Raw genomic sequence first — 22,120 nt, forward strand, 5'->3', positions numbered from 1 at the left:
TATACACCAATAATAGCTGGTGAAGCAAAAACATTAAATCACATTCGTTTTAAAAAATAATCACTTCGCTTTTGGTTTTCTTTCTTGTTCAAAAATATCCTGAATATTTTCTTTCATCCATTCAAAATGTGAAGGATCTTCATCCTGTGCTGCTTGGCGTAGCAAAATTGAAGATGGGTGCAATAACTTTTGCGTCAAACGATGTGCAAAATCCTCAAGTACATGTTGCGTATCCTCACCTGCCTGAATACGCTCTAAGGCATGCGACAACTCCATCTGGCGTTGTTCCTCACCGTGCTCACGAAACTGTTGAATCGTCCCACCAGCATCTTTTACTTTTTGCTGTGTCACCAACTGAGTTACCAGTTGATTGACCATAACCTCTGCTTCAACCGCAGCTTGACGTCGTTGTGCTAAATTTTCATCAATTACACTTTGTAGATCATCCACACCGTATAAATACACACCATCCAAACTTTCAACTTTTGGATCTATATCACGAGGTACAGCTAAATCGACCATAAGCATTTGTTGATAACGACGTTTTTTTAAAGCGAATTTCACATCTGCATAAGCAATAACTTGATGCAAACTGCCTGTACAACTGGAAATTACATCCGCACGATAAAGCTGAGTAGTGAGTTCATCAAATGGAATAATCTCCACTTCAACACGATGCGCTATTTCTTGTGCTAATTTCTCTGCCCGTTCACGGCTTCGATTACAAATCAAGATTTTTGCAACGCCCATTTCAGCCAAGTGTTTTGCCACCAAGCTATTCATTTCACCTGCGGCAACCACCATGACTGTAAGCTGTTCAGGCTTACTAAACACTTGCAATGCGAGTTGAGCAACAGCATATCCCATTGAGACAGCATGACTGCCAACTGCCGTTTCAGAACGTACACGTTTGGCTGCATAAAAAGCATATTCAAATATTTGATTCAGGTTTTGCGAGACGATTTCAGCATCTTTTGCGATTGATAGTGCTGTTTTAACCTGTCCTAGAATTTGCGGTTCACCCAGCATCAATGAGTCTAAACCACTGGCAACTCGCATTAAGTGCGAAACTGCATCGGTATTTTCATAACGATATACATGATTTGACAATTGCTTTACATCAATACCATTGGTTTGGGCGAGCCAATTTAATACCATATCGGCATTTTCAGCCATGGCATAGACTTCAGTGCGGTTACATGTTGACACCACCACCATATCATTCAAATTTTGGCGAAGGCTTTCTACGGCAAATAAATCTTTTAATCGTTCTGGATTAAAAGCGATTTGCTCACGTAGCTCAACAGAAGCAGTTTGATGGTTGACACCCAATGCAAAGAAAGACATATCAGATCATCATTTCGCTAAATTTGTGCTATTGTGCAATAACGGTGTCATAAAAAGCATACTTGGATTCGGAAAAATTGCGTCAAATAAACAACCGCTTAAGCGGCATGACAATTAAGCAATATTCTACCACATTCTTACTGGTTGGTAGCATGGCTTCTAGTGCTCATATTAGAGCATCTGGAGAATTTTATCATGCTAAATATAATACTAATGCATTAAAACAAAGTATTATTGCTGAATTTTCATTGGCTTATAATGATACTGCAACTGCTTTACACAATTATACTGTGCTCGCAATTCGTAGTAATTCAACCACCATTAAACAACGTGCCTTGAATGTTGCAATTGAACAAAACGATTTAAAAGCAGCTTTAGACATTGCCACCCATTGGGTTGTACAAGAACCTGAGGATGTTCCTGCAAAATTTTATTTGGCGCATATCGCGCTCAAATCACATGAATATGAACTTGCAGCGGAGACTCTGGACAGTATTCTCAATATTGACCCCAACGCTGATTTAGAAAAGATTTTAGAAGGAATTGCACCAGAATCAGAAGTAGATCGTCAAAATCTGCTCAATACGCTGAGAGCAAGTAAAGAAAAAAACAACCCTTCTGTTTTAATTCTAATAGCCGGTTTGGAAGCGCAAAACGATGAAATCGAGCAAGCCTTAAAAACCGTCAATAAGGCGTTAAAAAAACGTTCAAAAGTGACTGGCTTTATTCTGATGAAAGCCAATTTATTAGAGGCTTTGGGTGACCAAGAAGCGACTTTAAATTGGTATGATCGAAGCAGTCGTAAAAACAAGTACAACTATGATATCCGTCTCGCAGAAGTCAAATATCTGATCAAGATTCATCAATCTGAATTGGCCTTAAGCAAATTAGAATCGATTATCCAAGCTTGGCCAGATGCTGAAGAGGCTCTATTTATTGCAGGTTTAACTGCGATTGATTTAAAAAAGCTGGATCAAGCTGAACAGTATTTAGTGGAGTTACGCTACTCGTCACGTTATCAAAACGAAGCTTATTTTTATTTGGCAGTAAATGCTGAACGAAAGCAAAATGATGAAACGGCAAAAGCCTATTATCGTTTGGTTGATGGGAACTTATATACGGTTTCACGCCGTAATCTGGTCTCGATTTTTGAAAGACAAGACAAGATGAATGATGCTCTGCGGTTTTTAACCCAAGAACGTGTCAATTATCCACAACATGCAAGTTTCTTATATCAGGCTCAAGCCGAGATTTTAAAACGCATGGGCAATAAAAAAGCAGCGCTGAGATTACTCACTGAAGCAGTGAAGAACTTGCCTGATGATCCTGAAATTCTCTATTCAGAAATACTGCTTCTTGATCCATTTGAGGATCGTGATTTACTTGATAAAGCATTGAAACAACTCTTAACTTTAGAGCCAAATAATCCTGCTTATTTAAATGCTTATGCCTATACGCTTGCACTACAAAATAGACGTTTAGATGAAGCGCGAAAGTATGCTGAACATGCCTTAGATTCTGCGCCAGATCAGGCCTCGATTTTAGATACGCTGGGATATATCACATTCTTGCAAAATGATTTTGATGCCGCCTCGAACATTTTATCGAAAGCTTATAATTTGAGTCATAGTGTAAACATTGGTATTCGATATGCAAAATCGTTGTATATGCAAGGTGCCTTAGCTCAATTTAATGAAGTGTTACAACAACTCAAACAAAATCATCCAAATGATCCTCAATTAAATCAATTAGATTCATTAATATTACCGCAACATATTAAAAAGAGTTAATGACTTGTATGCGTCACATTCCACAGATCTTTTGCACCCTAACTGCTGTAACCGCTTTTACCCTCACAGGTTGTCAACAAGTCGTAAAACCAGCACAAACCACACCTACGCTTACAGCACCCACTGATGCCACAACGCCCCCACAAAAACCGTCAAATCAATTTAATCTTGAAGGGAAAATTGGGGTAAAAACACCGAAACAGTCTGGCAGTGCATTCTATACATGGACACAAGACCAACAAGATTTTAATATCCAGTTGAATGGAATCTTAGGTATTGGTAAAACTATTATTGAAGGAAAATCTGGGGAAGTTACCCTAAACAGCGCTAAAACAGGTTCGATTTCGGCTGAAACACCAGAAGAACTGCTTGAAAAAGCCACAGGCTGGACTGCACCTATTACCCATATTGTCGATTGGGTTCAAGCTTACCCTGCCACTGAAAATGCACAAATCACCCGAGATAATACTCAACGTATTGCTCAAATCATTGAAGATGGCTGGACTGTAGATTTTAGTTATAACAATCAAGCGAGCTTGCCCAATAAGCTGATTTTAAAACAACAACTTGAATCTGGTCAGGAAAATCGTATTACAATGGTGATTCAAAACCGCTAATTCTTTACCTTAGACAATGAAATCTATGATTCGTGTTCCCTCTCCAGCAAAATTGAATTTGTTTTTGCATATCACAGGTCGTCGTGAAAATGGCTATCACGAGTTGCAAAGTATTTTTCAGCTGATTGATTTGTATGACTGGTTAGAATTCACCCAAACAGAACATTCTCAACCTGAAATCAGTCTTGAAGGTTTGAGTAACGTCGATTTGGAACATAATCTGATCTATAAAGCGATTCAAATTTTAAAACCTTATGCCACACAGCTGACTGGTTTAAAAATTCGTATCGAAAAGAATATTCCAATGGGTGCAGGTCTAGGTGGCGGTTCTTCCAATGCTGCCACCACATTGATTGTGGTCAATCAACTTTGGCATTGTGGTTTAAATACTGAACAACTGGCTGAGCTTGGGGTTAAATTGGGTGCAGATGTTCCAATCTTTGTTCATGGTCGTAATGCTTGGGCAGAAGGTATAGGTGAACACTTAACATTCATAGACTTAGATCAAAAACAATACATTGTGTTAAAACCTGATTGTTTTATCAGCACTCAACGACTTTTTTCGCAAAAAACATTGACAAGAGATACGAAGCCTACTAAATTTTGCGCCTATCAGCTAAAGCCATCCAATTTTAGAAATGATTTTGAGCCACTGGCAAGAAATTTATATCCTGAAGTTGATGAAGCAATGCAGTATTTAGATCAGTTCGGTACAGCAAAGCTTACAGGTACAGGTGCTTGTGTTTTTGTTGAAGTCACTGAACAAATGAAGATTGATGATGTTTTAAATCATTCACCCTGCAAAGCCTATTTGGTCAACAGTTTGAATGAATCACCACTCACTCATTTTACAGTATAATGATAGGGGCGTCGCCAAGTGGTAAGGCACCGGGTTTTGATCTCGGCATCCGTTGGTTCGAATCCAGCCGCCCCTGCCATCATTTTTCATCTGTAGATCGTTGTATTTTAGGGGCGTCGCCAAGTGGTAAGGCACCGGGTTTTGATCTCGGCATCCGTTGGTTCGAATCCAGCCGCCCCTGCCATTAAATACAACATCAAATTAGGGGCGTCGCCAAGTGGTAAGGCACCGGGTTTTGATCTCGGCATCCGTTGGTTCGAATCCAGCCGCCCCTGCCATTTTCTCAAAAAAGACAGAACGTAGTAATTTGTATTTAATGTTGATTTACCTTGACAGAGACATACAAAAACACTAAAATTCTGCCGCATTAGGGGCGTCGCCAAGTGGTAAGGCACCGGGTTTTGATCTCGGCATCCGTTGGTTCGAATCCAGCCGCCCCTGCCATCTAATTCAAATCTGCCAACCGCCAAGGGTGCTTCATGCCCAATCTTGTCGTTTTTAGTGGAACTGCGCATCCACAATTCGCCCAAAAAGTCGTTAGCCATTTGCACATCCCTCTGGGAGCTGCTGCTGTAGGTAAATTTTCTGATGGTGAAATCACTGTCGAAATTACTGAAAATGTGCGTGGTAAAGACGTGTTTATCGTACAGCCCACTTGTGCCCCTACGAATGATAACCTTATGGAAATCTTAGTAATGGCAGATGCTTTGCGTCGTGCAAGTGCTGGTCGTATTACTGCTGTAATTCCATACTTCGGTTATGCACGCCAAGACCGTCGTCCTCGTTCAACTCGTGTTCCAATTACTGCAAAAGTTGTAGCAGACATGCTTACCACTGTGGGTATTGACCGTGTTGTAATGATCGACTTGCATGCTGACCAAATCCAAGGTTTCTTTGATATTCCTGTAGATAACATCTACGGTACACCTGCTTTGCTTGCTGACTTACGTCAACAACAACATCATAACTTGATGGTGGTTTCACCTGACGTTGGTGGTGTAGTTCGTGCACGTGCTGTTGCAAAACAAATGGGTGATATCGACCTTGCAATCATTGATAAACGTCGTCAAAAAGCCAATGAATCACAAGTGATGCATTTGATTGGTGATGTACGTGATCGTGACTGTGTGATTGTTGATGACATGGTTGATACAGCTGGTACTTTGTGTAAAGCTGCCGACGCACTTAAAACTTTTGGTGCTCGTAAAGTGGTTGCTTATGCAACGCACCCTGTACTATCAGGTAAAGCACTCGAAAATTTAAGCAAATCTGTAATTGATGAATTGGTTGTTACTGACACAATTCCACTTTCAGATGAAGCATTAAAACTTGGTAAGATTCGCCAAGTTTCAGTAGCAAGTATGGTTGCTGAAACAATTCGTCGTATTAACAACGAAGAATCTATTAGCGCAATGTTCGATTCTTATCTATAATAGCGCCAAATTTTCAAAGCCCTACTCTTTGGTAGGGCTTTATATCACTGGGCTGGTCGAAAGTTCAGTCAATTACACTCAATGAGGAAATGTCATCATGGCAAACTTCGTATTAAATGCAGTAGCACGTGAAGAAGCAGTTCAAGGGAAAGGTTCGAGCCGCCGCCTTCGTCTTCAAAATAAAGTTCCAGCAATCATCTATGGTGGTTCTGCTGAACCTGTAGCGGTTACTTTAGAACTTCGCGAGCTTGTTAAAGCTTTAGAAAATAACTCTTTCTTTGAAGAAGTTATCGATCTTAACATCGAAGGTAAAGTTGAAAGCGTTAAAATCCAAGCTTTACAACGTCACCCAGCTAAAAACACACCAATGCACGCTGACTTTAAACGCGCATAAGTGTTAAATGGTGTAAATGAGTGAGTAAACTTTCACTGATTATTGGTTTGGGTAATCCAGGTTCTGAATATGCCCAAACCCGCCATAATGCAGGCTTTTGGTTCGTCGAACGCCTTGCAGAACAATATGGTATTACATTAAAAACTGATTCAAAGTACAAAGGAATCAGTGGTCGCGGTAATATTGAAGGACAAGATGTTCGTCTACTATTGCCCACAACATTTATGAACCTTTCTGGTCAAAGTGTTGTTCCCTTTGCAAAATTCTACCAAATTAAACCAGAAGAAATTCTCATCGCTCATGATGAACTGGATATGAATCCGGGCGTCATTCGTTTAAAAACTGGCGGTGGACATGGTGGTCACAATGGTCTACGTGACATTGTTCCTCATATTGGTTCTAATTTTCATCGCTTACGTATTGGCATTGGTCATCCCGGCGCTAAAGAAAAAGTTTCAGGACATGTACTTGGTAAAGCACCAAGCAGTGAACAGACTTTAATGGATGATGCAATACACCATGCTTTAGGCAAAACAAAATTATTGGTTAATGGTGAGATTCAGCAAGCAATGAATCAAATCAATGCTTATAAAGCATAATTTAAACCTAAATTTTATGTTCTTTGTTCAACAATTTTTCTTGCCATGATTCATTTTTAAGAGCAAAATGCGCTTTCAAATGCATCCCCCCATTGAAAATTGTTGATTCAACACAAGATAACAATTGTAAGGGCTACTCTGGAGACGCAAATCATGCTATCTCGTTTATTAAAAGCAAAAATCCATCGTTGTGTTGTTACACAAGCAGAATTACATTATGAAGGTTCTTGTGCAATCGACGGTATTCTTTTGGATTTAGCTGGTATCCGTGAATATGAAGAAATTCATATGTGGAACGTGACTAATGGTAAGCGCTTTACAACCTATGCGATTCGTGGCGAAGAAGGTTCAGGCATCATTTCAGTCAATGGTGGCGCTGCACTTCAAGCTGATGTTGGTGATTTAATGATTATTGCCACATTTGGTGATTTTACTAATGCTGAAGCTGATGCGCATAAACCACGTCTTGTATATGCAAATCCAGACAATACAGTAAATCACACAGCAAACTGTATCCCTGTTCAAGTTGCATAATTGCACACAGATGATTCAAAACCCGCAATGTTGCGGGTTTTTTATGTCTATTTCACTTAATTATTTTCAATAACAGCTATTTACACCATTATCATTATAATACAGACTAATAATCCATGAGTTAACCTTATCATTCTCAATAATTTCACCACTTCTCTTTTTCAAAGTGACAGGAGATCCAATATTTAATATTTGTGTTTTATTTAAACAATATTGAAAATATCTACCTTCATCCTTTATTCTTCTCCAGCCATCAGAGACAAGTTGTTGTTGTATCCGTGTCATTTCTTCACTAGACAAATTATCTCGATGTATCCGTATTGAAGCAGATGCGTTGCCAGGCCTAATCAATGATGGAGTAAATTCTGGAGAATATTGGATAAAATACTTATTTTTAATTCCTCTAAAATTGATTATTTCTGGACTATTTGAATATGACTTATTCAAGCTACCTGAATAAAATGTAGATAAAACAAAAATAAATAGTATTAGAAAAATAATCATATGGGAAAATTTGATCTGGTTATTTTTCACAACGACTATCCATAAATATTATGGCTATGAAAACCAATAAGACTAAATTCAAACTGACTTAATCCACCATTTATTCAAAGCACTTATTTCATGCATATTATTCAATGTTGCCTTAGCAAGTATCCGTTATAGTGAATAATTTGGACTTCAATTATTCAGTTCTTTCAGAACGAAATCCATCACGCCAACGTTGTTTATGCTCACACTCCAAATCTTGTAAATGCTCTCCTCGTAAAGATGCAAGAATCGCATTGCCCTGCTGATCCACCTTAAACTCAGCATACGTTGCTTGCTGATAACATTCAGCTAAGCCTTCTGCAAATAAAAAGCTATTGGATGCAGGATAAAGTGATCTATGCCGATTATCAGGGTTCTTCAAAATCAATTTTACAGTTTGCGCATCTTTAGGTTTTTCAAAATAAGTATGTGCCACCTTTTTCTGTTGATCCAATTCAACATAAGCCGTAACCGAAGGCTTATTTTCAATCACTTGATCAAAATAATGCCCCGAAAAAATATGATTTTCATCACTATCACTTGGATCTACATTGTTCTGATCGCCCTGATTTAGTTTTTGCGGTGCAAAGTAAAGTTGATAACTCAGCACCATATAATCACCTTGTATTAACGAACGTGGATCAACAGGTTGTAAGTGGACATATATACTCTGACTATGCTTCAGGTGCTGTTCATTCTTAAAAATGATGCCTAGAAAAAGAACAATACAGATTAAAGCAAGACAAAGAGGAATGAATTTTTTCATGTATTTGCTCCCTCTTTTGATTGGAATTTATGCAGCACCAAGGTCAGTATCAACAAAATTAATCCTGAGCTAAAAATACTTAGACTTTTAACGAGGAAGCTAACATTCAACGCGTAGTAAATAAAACATAAGGTTAACGCCAAAGTCACTAAAGCGAAACCATAGACAATTTTATCGAGCTGTGACAATGCCCATGAAAGTATGGCGATACAAATAAAAATTTCAAAATAGCCATAAAATATCAGTACTGCAGCAAAAGCCAATAAAATCAATTGAGCAATCAAGCTAAATTGATTGCGAATCCTCAACACCATAAACAAAGCCAACCACAAAATAGGCAGCCCCAAGTTGAGAATAGGAAGGTATCTAATTTTCTCTAATTCATATTGTCCAAATAGTGTATAGAAACCCAAGGATGAAAGAATAATCAATAAATTAGCCAATGCTAAACTGCGTTGATATTGACTGGGTTGAATACGATGCACCCAAATCATTACCAGATAAAACCCATAACTGAGCAAGACCAGAAATGCAAAATTTTCAACAAAACGATGTAATCCAAGCAGAACGTTTAAATCCCAAATCAACGCAATACCAGATAAATATAAGGCAAATAGTTGGATAAAAATAAAGAACCAATGGCTGCGAATAAAATAACTAAGACACAGCATGGCAAATTGAATAAAGAAAATTGGAAAGAATTGGTCAGTTAATTCAACCGTGTGGAAAATCACAGCATGTTGCCCTGCGACCCATATACAATAAGCAAACTGCCTTAAAAATAAAGCTTGTTTACTTCTTAAAATAAAGGCAGCCAATACCACAAAAACTGCCCCCATGATCAAGGAGAAATTCCCCCAAAATGCCAGCATCAATGATGCCAATAAAACACCTGCAATCCATGCACCCACTGCGATAGGAATATTGTTAAATTTGTTTTGTGGGATAAACTTAATCAATAAAAAAGTAATCAATGCAAACCAAGCGAAAACCACCAGTGCAATTAAAAATAATCCGAGCACTTCGGATTCACGAAACAGACTATTCATCCATTTGAAAATCACCAGCGTAAACGTAATCCCTAAACCTACTGCTGAAAGCACACTACATAACTGATCTCTTTTTCGATAAAAATAAGTTAATGCGACAGAAAGTAGAAAAAATGATGATATTAAATAAGCGATCTTAAGGTCTATCCATGTAAAAATCATGGCTGTGGCGAATGCTAAATTACTGTCTCCATATAAAAATAGCACCATATGCCAAATTGAAAGAATGCCAAACCATAAGACAAAGAGATAACGCAGCTTTTGATAACAACGAAGACAAAAATAAAACTGAAATAATGAAAGGAGATTTAAGCTAAATAAAAATGTGACAGGATATTCGTCAGCCCAAAATGTTTGTTTAAAAAACAAAAATAAAGTGAGTTGGCTGACAATACAGAGCAATGTAAAAACACCAATATTCGGACGATACAACCACGGCAGCAATAAAATAGACCAGATTAAAAATAGTAAATAACTATCTGCCCCTGTTTGATAAATTTGACCAATGACAGCCAAACTTAAACCAATCATCAAGCCACTTATTGTATGCAAACACTGGACTAAATAATCATGCTGAACTAAAAAAATACTGGCTACAGCACTGAGTAACAAGAAAAGTTGTGGAATTGCCAATTGAAAAAACTGAGGCAACATAAACCAATTTGCAGCGGTCAGATATAAAATACTGACTGCAATTAGAGCAAATCCTAAAACCTGTAAGTGTTTAACAAAGTCATCATTACGCCATGAATAGACATCTTGCTGAATCGTGATCAAGCTGAGTCTCCTTATTTTATGCTTTGCTATTTGTTGATCACTATGACCACAAATATTCTTTTAAATGTAAAAGTTTAATTATTTTCTATAGCAACTATTGTTCTATCTATAGTACTGATCATTCTAAAAAAAAGCATCCATTTAGTAAAAAAGTGTCTATAATAAATGCACATCGCTTCAGGGCGGGGTGTAATTCCCCACCGGTGGTAAATTGGACGGATTTTCAATCCTGAGCCAACAGCCCACGAGCTTATCACGCTTAATCGTGATTCGCAGATTTGGTGAAATGCCAAAGCCGACGGTATAGTCCGGATGAAAGAAGACGACGTCACAGCTTAAAAATTTCAATATTCGCTATTGGAAAAGGTTTTGTAACGCCACTATTTCAAATGTCCTGAAATGTTCAACCGTATTTTAACTTTACGAGAGCGTTTCAATGTCTAGTTTAATTCAACCCGAAATTTTCTTTTCTGCACTATCCCCTGCAGACCAACGTATCGAACAAGCAATCGAAGATATGCGCCAAGGCAAACCTGTTTTGGTCATGGACGATTTTGATCGTGAAAATGAAGCAGATTTAATTGTTGCAGCAGAAACCCTCAATGTTGAAACCATGGCACGTATGATTCGTGATGGTTCAGGTATTGTCTGCTTAACCATTACCGATGATCTAGCAGATCACCTTGAACTCCCACCGATGGTTCAGGACAATTCAAGTCAATTTAAAACGGCTTTTACCATTACCATCGAAGCAGCACAAGGTGTAACAACAGGCGTTTCTGCAAAAGACCGTACCACCACTATTCATGCTGCAATTAAAACAGGTGCTGTCGCAAGCGATCTGAATCGCCCTGGTCATGTTTTTCCATTGCGTGGTCGTAATGGTGGTGTATTAACCCGTCGTGGACATACAGAAGGTTCTATTGATTTGGCACGTTTAGCCGGTTTAAAACCCGCTGGTGTGTTATGTGAAGTGACCAATCCTGATGGGACAATGGCTTCAGGCATTCAAGTTTTAGCATATGCACAAACGCATCATTTAACGCTGATTACCATTGAAGAATTGGTTCAGTATCGTTTAAAACACAATGTCTAAGAAAATATTTTAAGTCATCACATTTAGACAGAGTAAAAAAGCCAGTTCAAATCTTTGGACTGGCTTTTTAATATTGATTAGGTATTCTTGGTTAAAGTGCGATGAAATGACAGCGCCAGTTTTTGTTTTAATTTTTTATAAGTGACACTGATTAAAATTAAATAGCCAAAATATCAAGCTGATGAATAATAAATCATTGCAGAAACTGAGTTTAAACATCTTCCAAATGTAAAATACTTTGACGAATACCGTCTGCACGTAACCATGCGAAATCATAACTTGCATTGGCCAATGCCAATACACGACGTTCAAACTCATCCCAAAGCGGTTTTACCTGTTTCGCTTGAATTCCCAAACCACTCTCTTCTGCGAGATGTTTATTTTTTTCACAAATTTTTAATGCATGATACAACTTGCGCCCTTTAGAAGCAGAATCCATCACTCTTATACGTTTACCCAAAATAAAACCTTCAATATGTCTTAAATCAGCAAAAGGTAGCATCGGAATTAAAATTTGATCGAGCTGTGCATCCAGCCTCTTCCAAACGGCTAAACGTTGCGCTGAATCATATGTATTCCATTGGATCACTTCATGATTAAAACGACGGCAACCACGACAAACAGAATCACCAAATACCGTTGAACAACGACCAGCGCATGGCGTTAAGGTGGGTATCCGACGTTCGTTACTCAAAATTTACTCCTTACATCAACGATGTGACACACTTTTTCGGCACGAAATAATCATTTCGCAATACTATATATGGTATATAAAATATTTTAAAGCACTATATTTAGTATAAAAACCCATATTTTTTTCAGGGAATAAAAAAACACTACAAAGACTAGGGTTTTCTCGCATATTCATGTAAATCACGCTAAAATATGCGCCTTAAATTTTATTCTATCTTAAATATTTGGAGTACTCCATGAACGCTACTGTAGAACAGCTTGCACCTGTAGAACAGCAAGCGACCTCTGGTTGGGTTGTTGCAGCACTTTATCAATTCAAAGAAGTTCAAGATCCTGCTGATCTTCAACAACGTCTTTTAGACTTGGTAAAAACCATCAACCTTTGCGGTACTCTCATTATTGCAGGTGAAGGAATTAACGGAACTGTTGCTGGCGATCGTCAAGCGATTGATGTCATTCATCAATTTTTATTGAATGAAGGCTTTAATAGCATGGAATATAAAGAATCACATAGTGATGAAAAGCCATTCCGTAAAATGAAGATTAAGCTAAAGAACGAAATCGTAACTTTAGGTGTAGAGGTGAAACCTCGTGATCTTGTTGGACATTATCTTGATCCAAAGCAATGGAACGAACTGATTGCACGTGATGATGTGATTTTGATTGATACACGTAATGATTATGAATATAAAGCGGGTACTTTTAAAGGCGCGATTGATCCTAAAACAGAAACCTTTCGTGAATTTCCAGAATACGTAAAAAAAGAACTTGAACAGCATAAAGATAAGAAAATTGCGATGTTCTGTACAGGCGGTATTCGTTGTGAAAAATCAACATCGCTACTGCTACAAGAAGGTTTTAACGAGGTGTATCACCTTAAAGGCGGTATTTTAAAATACCTTGAAGAAACCCCTGCTGATGAAAGTATGTGGGAAGGTGAATGTTTCGTATTTGATGGTCGTACTGCGGTGACGCATGGTATGGAAGAAGGCGAAAATATTAAATGTCATGCATGTGGTTGGCCACTTGTTCCTGAAGAAGCTGATTTACCAAGTTATGAACATGGTGTTTCTTGCAAATATTGTATTGATAAAACATCTGAGAAACAAAAAGAAGGTTTCCGTATGCGTCAATCACAAATTACTGCTGCAAAACGCAAACGTCTTTAGGGGCTGTTAGCATTTCATAAATGGCTTGCGTTGTAGGTTAAAATTGAGCATGAGACGTATACGTCGTAAAGCATGAATGGAGAATAGCGAGACTATTTTCAAGTTTCATAACGCAAGCTGAGATAATTTTAAAATGCTTCACTCAACCGCAGCTTATAGGCTGCGGTTTTTATTTAGATATTTTAACAACACAACAAATTCTCACTATATTTTGATAAATGAAAACCATACCATGTTTATAACGCCCTATTTTTATATATAAAATGACTGATTGGATTATTTCGATCATGGAGCAACTTGGTTACTTCGGTATTGCTCTTTTGATGTTTTTAGACAATGTTTTTCCGCCGATTCCCTCAGAAGTGATTATGCCATCAGCTGGATTTGCTGCATCTAAAGGTCAATTATTATTATCGGGTGTGATTATCGCAGGAAGCATCGGTTCACTGGTTGCAGCAGCGTTGTTGTATTGGGTGGGTCGAAAAATCCCAAATCAAAGCATTTTTAATTGGGTTGACCGCTACGGTAAATACCTTTTTATCAAATCAGAAGATGTCAAAAAAGCTTTAGATTGGTTTGAAAAATATGGACATCGCGTGGTTTTCTTTGGGCGAATGGTTCCCGCAGTTCGTTCTTTGATTAGTATCCCTGCAGGCATGAGTCATATGCCCTTTTGGAAATTTATGCTGTATAGCAGCGTAGGGACAATTATCTGGACCACTTTTCTTGCATGTGTGGGTTATTATTTTGGAAACAATATAGAACTCATGCAACAAATTTTTAGTCGCGTGGGCTATGTGATCATTACCATTGTCTTAATTTTAGTTGCTTATTTTTTCTATAAAAAATCAAAAGCACGCTAAAAATTATTATGCTCCCAGCATTCAGTTAAAACATACTATTTGTGTGCATTGAGATTTATGTGGATTGAGTCGAGCAGACAAATTTGTGTTTGCTTGGCCGAGCTCTGGGTTCTTAACATTAGCCCTTAACATTAGTTGTCTGACAAATAATCAGCGAATTCCCAAAATAACCACAAAGACATTAGAGCTTTCATAAATCAAAATGATCATGCGAAATGAAGCTTGATAGTTCCTTCTCGCTGAGGAAAAGCTAGGATAAGAGGCACCATCTGTTGATTTATGGGTTTTAACAGGATTTATAAAAGAAGCCTATTGTTTATATTTTCTTATACTCCCCGTTTCACCAATGCCGACCAATTGAAACACGATCACCATATATAAATAGCATCGCTGTATAAAAATCACCCAATCGTAATCAATACACCACAGCGATCGTAAAAAATCACCACACATTCGATGTGAGCAAAACTTCCGAGCGATTGAGAAATTTGAGTGAATTCAACGGCAAGTACCATACATTCCAAAAAATCATGCATTTCATCAAAATATTATCGCTTTAACCCAATACAAATATATGAAAAATATAAAAATAATTAAAACTGTGTAAAAAAGGATACATGAGTGAATGAAATGATTGCTGTGATCTTAATCACCTGCTTGGCAGTAATAAGTCCTGGCGCTGATTTTGCTATCGTGACACGAAACAGTTATTTATATGGTCGAAATATTGGATTAAGCACTGCTTTAGGTATTGCTTGCGGTGTTTGGATACATGTGGGTTATAGCCTACTTGGCCTGGGTTTTTTAAAAAATCATATGCCCTATCTTTTACAAACAATTCAATATATTGGCGCTGCTTATTTAATTTATCTTGGCTATAAAACATTCACACAGGCAAAAATAAAACTGGATGAAATTGGTGTTGGTATCAGTAGCTGGCAAGCGTTTAAACATGGTTTTTTAACCAATAGCCTAAATCCCAAAACAACTTTATTTGTAATCAGTTTATTTGCTCAGCTGATGACTTCTACAGGAAATTCGACCATTCAGCTTTTTGCTTATGGTGCGTTTATTTCGTTAAGTCATTTTGTTTGGTTTGGCTTGATTGCCTTATTTTGTGCACATCCCAGCATACGAAATAAAATTTTAGATCGCCAAGTGGTGATCAATCGTGTGATTGGCCTTTTACTGTTTATTTTAGGTTGTAGCCTATTATTTGCACGGTTTTAACTATTGGCGTAAATCACCAACAAAAAAAAGCATGCCACTTTTCAGTGAGCATGCTTTTTTTATACGCGCAAATTAATTTGGTGTGTGGTACATCAAATAAATTTCATTTAGATTTTCAGGAATTTCTTCAGCAATCTCGTCCATTAACTGGCCGTTGCGGCGGAAAGATTCCATTTGAGGATCTTCATCATCAATACCACTGAACACCATCATTGGTAGTGTGAGATCAACAACTTGATCTTCATATTCTGGTGCAAACCAAGCTTCTTCATTCAGGAACATTGCATCAACAAAGCCAACACTCCAGTCGCCTAAGCTTGATTCAACATCAGCTTCTTCAATTTCAAAAGGAAACGTAATTCCTTCTTCATTGGCTAAGTTTTGACGAATCGCTTCAAGCCATGCTTTGATTTGTACAATGATTTCTGCTGGAACTTTCTTTTGATTATTATCAAATAGCTCATCAAGCCATTTATCAAAAGTAGGACCAACCGCAATTGCGCACAAGAAACCATGAGTCGCTGCGAAATCTAGACCAAATTCATTTTGGTCACCATCTAGATAATCACTCAGTAGGTCTAAATCTAAAGCACTCATTTTGTTTCCAGTAAATTTGTATCAGATTTAAGCATAGCATTTTCCCACGCCATGCCCAATGAATTTTTAATCTTCGTCATCAAAATCATCGTCATCATCAATGTCATAATCAAAATCTTTTAAATCTTTTTCTAAACGACGTTGAGCAAGTAAATCATCGATCAAACGTCGCTTTTCTAAAGATTCTTTGGCGCTAATTTTGCTTGATGACTCATCGAAACTAACATCATCATCACCGTAGTTATCATCTAGTTCAAAATCTGTAGAAGACACTAAAACTACCTCATAATGAAAAAAAGTGAATGGGTCTAGGCGCTATTTATCTGTCTTCAGAAAACTTGTCAAGTTTTTTCCGTTTTTTTTACATTTAAATGCGAATTTGGGCTTTTTTCGGGCCCTATTTTATGTAATGATATAATCCACCCTGCGTCTTACTATTTTATGACATTTTCTGAATAGAAATCGCACGGGATGATCTTGAAAATAACAATTTCACCCCCACCTATTTGATTGAATTTAAATTCTGAATATTTTATCGGACAGTTTTATGCTGATTTCTTCCGATGGAATATGCGAGCTATTCAAAGATATATTTTAACAGATTGTGCGATTACGCACGGTTTTTCATTGCCACAGATTCAACGAGAAGAGAGTAAAGATGAGCGAAATGCATTCCCCTACTTCCCAAGTAGCGGCTCTTATTAGCCGAGGCAAAGAACAAGGTTACTTAACCTACGCTGAGGTTAACGATCATCTCCCAGACTCGATCACCGAAAGCGAACAGATTGAAGACATTATCCAAATGCTTCAAGACGTTGGTATTCCAGTTCATGAACGTGCACCTGAAACTGACGATGCAATGTTCGAAGGGAATAGCGAAGCTGGCGATGAAGTTGCAGAAGAAGAAGCTGCTGCAGTACTTGCCTCTGTAGAAAATGAGCCAGGTCGTACCACTGACCCAGTACGTATGTATATGCGTGAAATGGGTACCGTTGAACTTTTAACACGTGAAGGCGAAATTAGTATTGCCAAACGTATTGAAGAAGGTATTCGTGACGTTCTACATTCAATTGCATACTGGCCAAATGCTGTAGAAGTTGTTTTACAAGAATATAAAGATTATGAAACTGGCGAACGTCGCCTTGCCGATATTTTATCAGGCTATTTAGATCCTGAATCTGACGAAGTGATTCCAGAAGTTTTAGAAGACGAAGCTGAAGTTATCGTTGAAGAAGAAGATACTTCTGCAAAACCGACTAAAGAAGTGAAGTTGGATGATGAAGACGAAGAAGAAGAGTCTGAAAGTGATGACGATTCTGAAGGCGAATCTGGTCCAGATCCTGAAATTGCGAAAGCGCGTTTTGAAGAGCTAGAAGCAGTTTGGAACAGTGCAAAAGTCGCAATTGCACAACATGGCCGTAACAGTACTCAAGGTACTGAGGCAATGGAAGCTCTGGCTACTGTGTTTATGATGTTTAAATTTACACCGCGTTTATTTGACATCATTTCAGAAATGATTCGTGGTACGCACGAACAAATTCGTACCTCTGAGCGTGAAGTGATGCGTTATGCAGTTCGTCGTGGTCGTATGGATCGTACACAGTTCCGTACATCGTTCCCAGGTCAGGAATCAAATCCTGCTTGGTTAGATGAACAAATTGCAAAAGCACCTGCTGAATTAAAAGGCTATTTAGAAAAAGTTCGTCCAGATGTATTGGCATTCCAACAAAAGATTGCTGATATTGAAAAAGACCTTGATCTAAACGTAAAAGAAATTAAAGACATTTCTAAACGTATGGCGATTGGTGAAGCCAAAGCTCGTCGTGCCAAGAAAGAAATGGTTGAAGCCAACTTACGTTTGGTAATTTCAATTGCGAAAAAATACACAAACCGTGGTTTACAATTCTTAGATTTAATTCAAGAAGGTAACATTGGTTTGATGAAAGCGGTAGACAAGTTTGAATACCGTCGTGGTTATAAGTTCTCGACCTATGCAACATGGTGGATTCGTCAGGCGATTACTCGTTCAATCGCGGACCAAGCACGTACAATTCGTATCCCTGTACATATGATCGAAACGATTAACAAGATCAACCGTGTATCTCGCCAATTACTTCAAGAAATGGGTCGTGAACCGACTCCTGAAGAATTAGGTGAACGTCTAGAAATGGACGAAGTTAAAGTTCGTAAGGTGCTTAAGATTGCTAAAGAGCCAATTTCTATGGAAACGCCAATTGGTGATGATGAAGATTCTCATCTTGGTGATTTCATTGAAGACAGCAACATCACTTCACCAGTAGATGCTGCGACTTCAGAAGGCTTAAAAGAAGCAACACGTGAAGTACTTGAAAACTTAACTGAACGTGAAGCGAAAGTCTTAAAAATGCGTTTTGGTATCGACATGCCGACTGACCATACTTTGGAAGAAGTAGGTAAACAGTTTGATGTAACCCGTGAACGTATTCGTCAGATTGAAGCCAAAGCTTTACGTAAACTTCGTCATCCTTCTCGTTCAGAGCACTTACGTTCGTTCCTTGAAAATGACTAAGTTGAATTTGTTCGATCTATGAATACTTTCGGGACTTGAAAATCAATCGAGTAACCCCATTAAGTATTTAAGAGAAACACAATGCCTGCACTTATGCAGGCATTGTTGATAAATTAGAGGTGAAAAAATGTTAGACCGCACTCCATCTCGCGAATTACAAGAAGATCTTTGGGTTTTTCCAATGGATTACCCAATTAAATTGATTGGTAATGCGGGTGAAGAATTACGTGGTGCTGTAGTTGAAATTTTGGTAAAACATTTCCCTGAATTTAATGAAGCGACACTTGTTGTACAACCATCACGTACTGGTAAATATCATTCGATTACGGCTCAATTACGTTTTGAAGAGCTTGAGCAAGTGCATGCCTTGTATGCTGACCTTGCTGCCTGCGAACATATTCGTACTGCCTTGTAATGCTGAAATGAATTAAAAAACACGCCACAATGGCGTGTTTTTTTTGCACCCTGATTTTATCGGGGAATATGCCCTGCTGGCTTATTTGCAAATGATCAGCAATTGCTTTCACTTTTCCAAACTAAATTTCTTTATAATTAAAGCGATTTCTATATTTTAAGGGCACTTGTCTGTGAACGATGCTGTTCTAAAACCACATCTGATTATTCGTCAATATCAAGACTTAACGCCTTATGCCGAGCGTTTTCAGGAAATGAAATCTTTTACTGAACAACGTGATGAAAATTCTCCAGATCAGCTTTGGATCTTGCAACATCCTGACGTACTGACTCAGGGGCAAGCAGGCAAACCTGAACATATTTTAATGCACAGTGATATCCCTGTTGTTCAATCAGATCGTGGTGGACAAGTTACCTGGCATGGCCCTGGACAAATGGTGATTTATTTCATGTTTGATTTGAATCGCTTGAAATGGAATGTGCGTACATTGGTCACTTATGCAGAGCACTTAATGATCAATCTGCTCAAGAAATATGATGTCGATGCCTATGCCAAAGCTGATGCACCAGGTGTTTATGTCAACGAACGTAAAATTGGTTCACTGGGCTTTAAAATCCGCAGAGGACGTAGTTATCACGGGTTAGCATTAAATATTGATTGTAACTTAGATGGCTTCCATACCATTAACCCATGTGGTTATGCAGGTTTGGAAATGGTCCGTGTCTGCGATTTGATTAAAAATTATCCTGATTACAAGCAACTATCAAAAGATGTGATTGAGTATTTTCAACAGAGTGGGTACTTTAGTGATATTGAAGTCATCGACAAAAAATCAAATGACCATGAAGTCATTCACAAATAAATCGCTTTATTTTTATCTGAAAACAAATTAGAGTAATTACTCTAAAACAAAAGTACAATTTTATATAAGGGACTAACGAGTGATTTCAAGTAAATCTATCAAACCCGCTTTAGAACAAGCCTATGTCAAACTCATGATGGATGTGATTGGCAGAGGTCTGGTCATGGCGAGTCAAGTTGATGATGAAATTAAACATGAAGTATCTGTACTCCCTGTTGGTTTTACATTATCAATGAAAGTTTTTCCAAACGGCGCTTCATTTATTGCCAGAGTCAATCAAAACAAGCAGCTTGAACTGGTTAAATCTTTAGATGTTAAGCCTGATCTATCGATTATTTTCAAACATGTTCATCATGCTTTTTTAGTCTTTTCATTTCAGGAAAGTACAGCTCAAGCTTTTGCAAATGACCGTATGATCGCAGATGGGGATGTGGCACATGCCATCCGTTTAGTGCGTTGTCTGAATAAAATGGAAGCATTAATTTTACCTAAACTGGTTGCTGAACTCGCGGTAAAAGAATATCCATCAGAATTAAGCTTAAAAGAAAAATTAGCGGGCGCTGCAAATATCTATCTTAAAGTTGCCCAATCATATTTAAAAGGGAGTGCTTAACACATGGCTAAACCATATTACGAATTTTTCTGTCCTGTAAAAGTGATCGCTGGTCATGCTGCACTCGAACATATTCCTTTCGAACTTGCATCATTAGGCGCTAAACGCCCAATGATCATCACCGATAAAGGTGTACGTGCCAATCACCTTTTAGCACCTATTGAAGCTGCATTTGAATCTACTGATATTGAAATTGGCATTATTTTTGATGATGTTCCGCCTGATTCAAGCCTTGAAACAGTTCGTGCTGCAGCACAAGCGTATCGTGAAAATAACTGTGATGCGATTATTGCTGTGGGTGGTGGCTCGGTTATTGATACCTCTAAAACAGCCAATATTTTAGTCTCCGAGGGTGGCGATGATTTACTTAAGTATTCAGGTGCCCACAACCTCCCTCGCCCACTTAAACCTTTTTTTGTGATTCCTACCACGTCAGGTACAGGCTCAGAAGTAACCTTGGCTGCAGTCGTATCTGACAATCAAAAAAATGTGAAAATGGCATTTGCCTCGAATTACTTAATGCCACATGCGGCGATTCTCGATCCGCGTATGACCCAAACATTGCCACCACATCTAACAGCAATGACAGCGATGGATGCCATGACACATGCTGTAGAAGCCTATACCTGTATCGCAGCCAATCCAATATCCGATGCGTATGCAACTGCTGCCATCAAAAAGATCAGTACAAGTTTATTTGATGTACTGGACCATCCTAGCGATGCAACAGGCCGCTTAGAACTTGCTCAAGCCTCAACAATGGCAGGCATTGCATTTTCTAACTCGATGGTTGGTATTGTGCATTCTCTTGGTCATGCTTTAGGTGCAGTTGCGCATTTGCCTCATGGCTTATGTATGAATCTCTTTCTTCCTTATGTTTTGGAATACAACAAGGAAGTGAATGGTGACAAGATTGCCGATCTATTATTGCCACTTGCTGGTGCTGATATTTACGCACAGACCCCTGCAAACCAGCGTGCGGATAAGGCCATAGAGACATTAAATACCATGCGTGATCGTGTCTATCATTTGACTAAGCTTCCACGTACCTTGAGTGAAACAGGTAAAGTTACTCAAGCACAGCTGGATGAAGTTGCCGAAAAAGCACTCAATGACGGCTCAATTATTTTCAATCCGAAAGAAGCAACCTTTAAAGATTTAAAGTCAATCTTAGAAAAAGCTTGGTAATTGTCTAAAATTGCGACAATATAGAGGGAGCTATTGGCACTAAGTCTATGTTTGCAGTGATGTCATCCACAGATGAAATGTTGACAGCCCCCGATAGTAAATAGCCTGATGTTTATCTAAACATCGGGCTTTTATCTTGCAGAATGGGCA

Annotated in this window: 23 protein-coding genes, 4 tRNA genes and 1 riboswitch; of the genes, 20 read left to right on the forward strand and 7 right to left on the reverse strand. The window is 38.3% G+C overall.

All coding sequences use genetic code 11. From position 1 onward, the window contains the following. Positions 1-60: 60 nt before the first annotated feature. Positions 61-1,347, reverse strand: a complete 1,287-nt coding sequence (hemA, locus tag PYV58_RS17100) for a glutamyl-tRNA reductase (RefSeq protein ID WP_004819618.1) — start codon at positions 1,345-1,347, stop codon at positions 61-63. A gap of 77 nt (positions 1,348-1,424) precedes the next feature. Between hemA and PYV58_RS17105 the strand changes: the two genes are divergently transcribed. From PYV58_RS17105 to panD, 11 genes are all read left to right on the forward strand, one after another. After that, positions 1,425-3,137, forward strand: a complete 1,713-nt coding sequence (locus tag PYV58_RS17105; RefSeq protein ID WP_205622319.1) for a tetratricopeptide repeat protein — start codon at positions 1,425-1,427, stop codon at positions 3,135-3,137. Between the two features lie 8 nt (positions 3,138-3,145). Beyond that, on the forward strand, positions 3,146-3,754 hold the full coding sequence (lolB, locus tag PYV58_RS17110; RefSeq protein ID WP_034617524.1) for a lipoprotein insertase outer membrane protein LolB: 609 nt from the start codon (positions 3,146-3,148) through the stop codon (positions 3,752-3,754). 25 nt (positions 3,755-3,779) lie between these two features. Continuing rightward, the gene (gene ispE / locus PYV58_RS17115) at positions 3,780-4,613 is read left to right on the forward strand and encodes a 4-(cytidine 5'-diphospho)-2-C-methyl-D-erythritol kinase (protein ID WP_034617531.1); all 834 of its coding nucleotides are present in this window, start codon (positions 3,780-3,782) and stop codon (positions 4,611-4,613) included. Between the two features lie 4 nt (positions 4,614-4,617). After that, positions 4,618-4,692 (forward strand) — tRNA-Gln (locus PYV58_RS17120). A gap of 30 nt (positions 4,693-4,722) precedes the next feature. Further along, positions 4,723-4,797, forward strand: a tRNA-Gln gene (locus PYV58_RS17125). Between the two features lie 19 nt (positions 4,798-4,816). After that, a tRNA-Gln gene (locus PYV58_RS17130) sits at positions 4,817-4,891 on the forward strand. 91 nt (positions 4,892-4,982) lie between these two features. Beyond that, positions 4,983-5,057 (forward strand) — tRNA-Gln (locus PYV58_RS17135). Between the two features lie 35 nt (positions 5,058-5,092). Further along, positions 5,093-6,046 (forward strand): ribose-phosphate pyrophosphokinase, encoded by a 954-nt coding sequence (locus PYV58_RS17140; RefSeq protein ID WP_004722497.1) that lies wholly within the window; start codon positions 5,093-5,095, stop codon positions 6,044-6,046. Positions 6,047-6,143: 97 nt separating this feature from the next. Continuing rightward, positions 6,144-6,440, forward strand: a complete 297-nt coding sequence (rplY, locus tag PYV58_RS17145) for a 50S ribosomal protein L25 (protein ID WP_004722499.1) — start codon at positions 6,144-6,146, stop codon at positions 6,438-6,440. Between the two features lie 20 nt (positions 6,441-6,460). Beyond that, the gene (gene pth, locus PYV58_RS17150; RefSeq protein ID WP_004722502.1) at positions 6,461-7,039 is read left to right on the forward strand and encodes an aminoacyl-tRNA hydrolase; all 579 of its coding nucleotides are present in this window, start codon (positions 6,461-6,463) and stop codon (positions 7,037-7,039) included. Between the two features lie 153 nt (positions 7,040-7,192). Next, positions 7,193-7,573: an aspartate 1-decarboxylase gene (panD, locus tag PYV58_RS17155; RefSeq protein WP_004722504.1), complete on the forward strand. Its 381-nt coding sequence runs from the start codon at positions 7,193-7,195 to the stop codon at positions 7,571-7,573. 66 nt (positions 7,574-7,639) lie between these two features. Here panD and PYV58_RS17160 read toward each other — a convergent pair whose 3' ends face one another. The 3 genes from PYV58_RS17160 to PYV58_RS17170 all read right to left on the reverse strand — a co-directional run bounded on the left by PYV58_RS17160 (position 7,640) and on the right by PYV58_RS17170 (position 10,696). Continuing rightward, positions 7,640-8,107: a hypothetical protein gene (locus tag PYV58_RS17160; protein WP_004819608.1), complete on the reverse strand. Its 468-nt coding sequence runs from the start codon at positions 8,105-8,107 to the stop codon at positions 7,640-7,642. 151 nt (positions 8,108-8,258) lie between these two features. Further along, the gene (locus tag PYV58_RS17165; RefSeq protein ID WP_034618214.1) at positions 8,259-8,870 is read right to left on the reverse strand and encodes a GDYXXLXY domain-containing protein; all 612 of its coding nucleotides are present in this window, start codon (positions 8,868-8,870) and stop codon (positions 8,259-8,261) included. Continuing rightward, positions 8,867-10,696 carry a DUF2157 domain-containing protein gene (locus PYV58_RS17170; protein WP_034618213.1) on the reverse strand — a complete coding sequence of 610 codons (1,830 nt, stop codon included), beginning with the start codon at positions 10,694-10,696 and terminating at the stop codon, positions 8,867-8,869. The genes PYV58_RS17165 and PYV58_RS17170 overlap by 4 nt, the downstream gene beginning before the upstream one ends. Positions 10,697-10,866: 170 nt before the next feature. Beyond that, a riboswitch (FMN riboswitch) is annotated at positions 10,867-11,024 on the forward strand. A 108-nt stretch (positions 11,025-11,132) separates the two neighbouring features. Between PYV58_RS17170 and ribB the strand changes: the two genes are divergently transcribed. Continuing rightward, the gene (gene ribB, locus PYV58_RS17175; protein WP_004819596.1) at positions 11,133-11,792 is read left to right on the forward strand and encodes a 3,4-dihydroxy-2-butanone-4-phosphate synthase; all 660 of its coding nucleotides are present in this window, start codon (positions 11,133-11,135) and stop codon (positions 11,790-11,792) included. Positions 11,793-12,003: 211 nt separating this feature from the next. Here ribB and PYV58_RS17180 read toward each other — a convergent pair whose 3' ends face one another. Further along, complete coding sequence (locus tag PYV58_RS17180; protein WP_004722515.1) at positions 12,004-12,486, reverse strand: DUF1289 domain-containing protein; 483 nt, start codon at positions 12,484-12,486, stop codon at positions 12,004-12,006. Between the two features lie 235 nt (positions 12,487-12,721). Between PYV58_RS17180 and PYV58_RS17185 the strand changes: the two genes are divergently transcribed. The 3 genes from PYV58_RS17185 to PYV58_RS17195 all read left to right on the forward strand — a co-directional run bounded on the left by PYV58_RS17185 (position 12,722) and on the right by PYV58_RS17195 (position 15,747). After that, a complete protein-coding gene (locus tag PYV58_RS17185) occupies positions 12,722-13,654 on the forward strand; it encodes a rhodanese-related sulfurtransferase (protein WP_034618212.1) in 933 nt (310 codons plus the stop codon). Between the two features lie 287 nt (positions 13,655-13,941). After that, positions 13,942-14,517, forward strand: a complete 576-nt coding sequence (locus PYV58_RS17190; protein ID WP_034615618.1) for a DedA family protein — start codon at positions 13,942-13,944, stop codon at positions 14,515-14,517. Positions 14,518-15,138: 621 nt separating this feature from the next. Further along, a complete protein-coding gene (locus PYV58_RS17195) occupies positions 15,139-15,747 on the forward strand; it encodes a LysE family transporter (RefSeq protein WP_034615622.1) in 609 nt (202 codons plus the stop codon). A gap of 72 nt (positions 15,748-15,819) precedes the next feature. On the opposite strand, the gene PYV58_RS17200 is transcribed toward PYV58_RS17195, so the two are convergent. Beyond that, positions 15,820-16,344: a YecA family protein gene (locus tag PYV58_RS17200; protein WP_004722523.1), complete on the reverse strand. Its 525-nt coding sequence runs from the start codon at positions 16,342-16,344 to the stop codon at positions 15,820-15,822. A 66-nt stretch (positions 16,345-16,410) separates the two neighbouring features. Next, complete coding sequence (locus tag PYV58_RS17205) at positions 16,411-16,617, reverse strand: hypothetical protein (protein ID WP_004722524.1); 207 nt, start codon at positions 16,615-16,617, stop codon at positions 16,411-16,413. Positions 16,618-16,948: 331 nt separating this feature from the next. Here PYV58_RS17205 and rpoD point away from each other — a divergent pair, with 331 nt between their 5' ends. The 5 genes from rpoD to PYV58_RS17230 all read left to right on the forward strand — a co-directional run bounded on the left by rpoD (position 16,949) and on the right by PYV58_RS17230 (position 21,970). After that, positions 16,949-18,892 (forward strand): RNA polymerase sigma factor RpoD, encoded by a 1,944-nt coding sequence (gene rpoD, locus PYV58_RS17210; protein ID WP_259191535.1) that lies wholly within the window; start codon positions 16,949-16,951, stop codon positions 18,890-18,892. A gap of 127 nt (positions 18,893-19,019) precedes the next feature. Further along, entirely contained in the window at positions 19,020-19,307 is a 288-nt protein-coding gene (locus tag PYV58_RS17215; protein ID WP_004722529.1) for a DUF493 domain-containing protein, read from the forward strand. Between the two features lie 172 nt (positions 19,308-19,479). Further along, positions 19,480-20,169: a lipoyl(octanoyl) transferase LipB gene (gene lipB / locus PYV58_RS17220; protein ID WP_034615626.1), complete on the forward strand. Its 690-nt coding sequence runs from the start codon at positions 19,480-19,482 to the stop codon at positions 20,167-20,169. A 79-nt stretch (positions 20,170-20,248) separates the two neighbouring features. Next, positions 20,249-20,782, forward strand: a complete 534-nt coding sequence (locus tag PYV58_RS17225; RefSeq protein WP_004819586.1) for a hypothetical protein — start codon at positions 20,249-20,251, stop codon at positions 20,780-20,782. 3 nt (positions 20,783-20,785) lie between these two features. After that, on the forward strand, positions 20,786-21,970 hold the full coding sequence (locus PYV58_RS17230) for an iron-containing alcohol dehydrogenase (protein ID WP_004722536.1): 1,185 nt from the start codon (positions 20,786-20,788) through the stop codon (positions 21,968-21,970). Positions 21,971-22,120 lie beyond the last annotated feature (150 nt).

Source organism: Acinetobacter sp. TAC-1 (assembly GCF_029025845.1).
GTDB lineage: Bacteria > Pseudomonadota > Gammaproteobacteria > Pseudomonadales > Moraxellaceae > Acinetobacter > Acinetobacter guillouiae.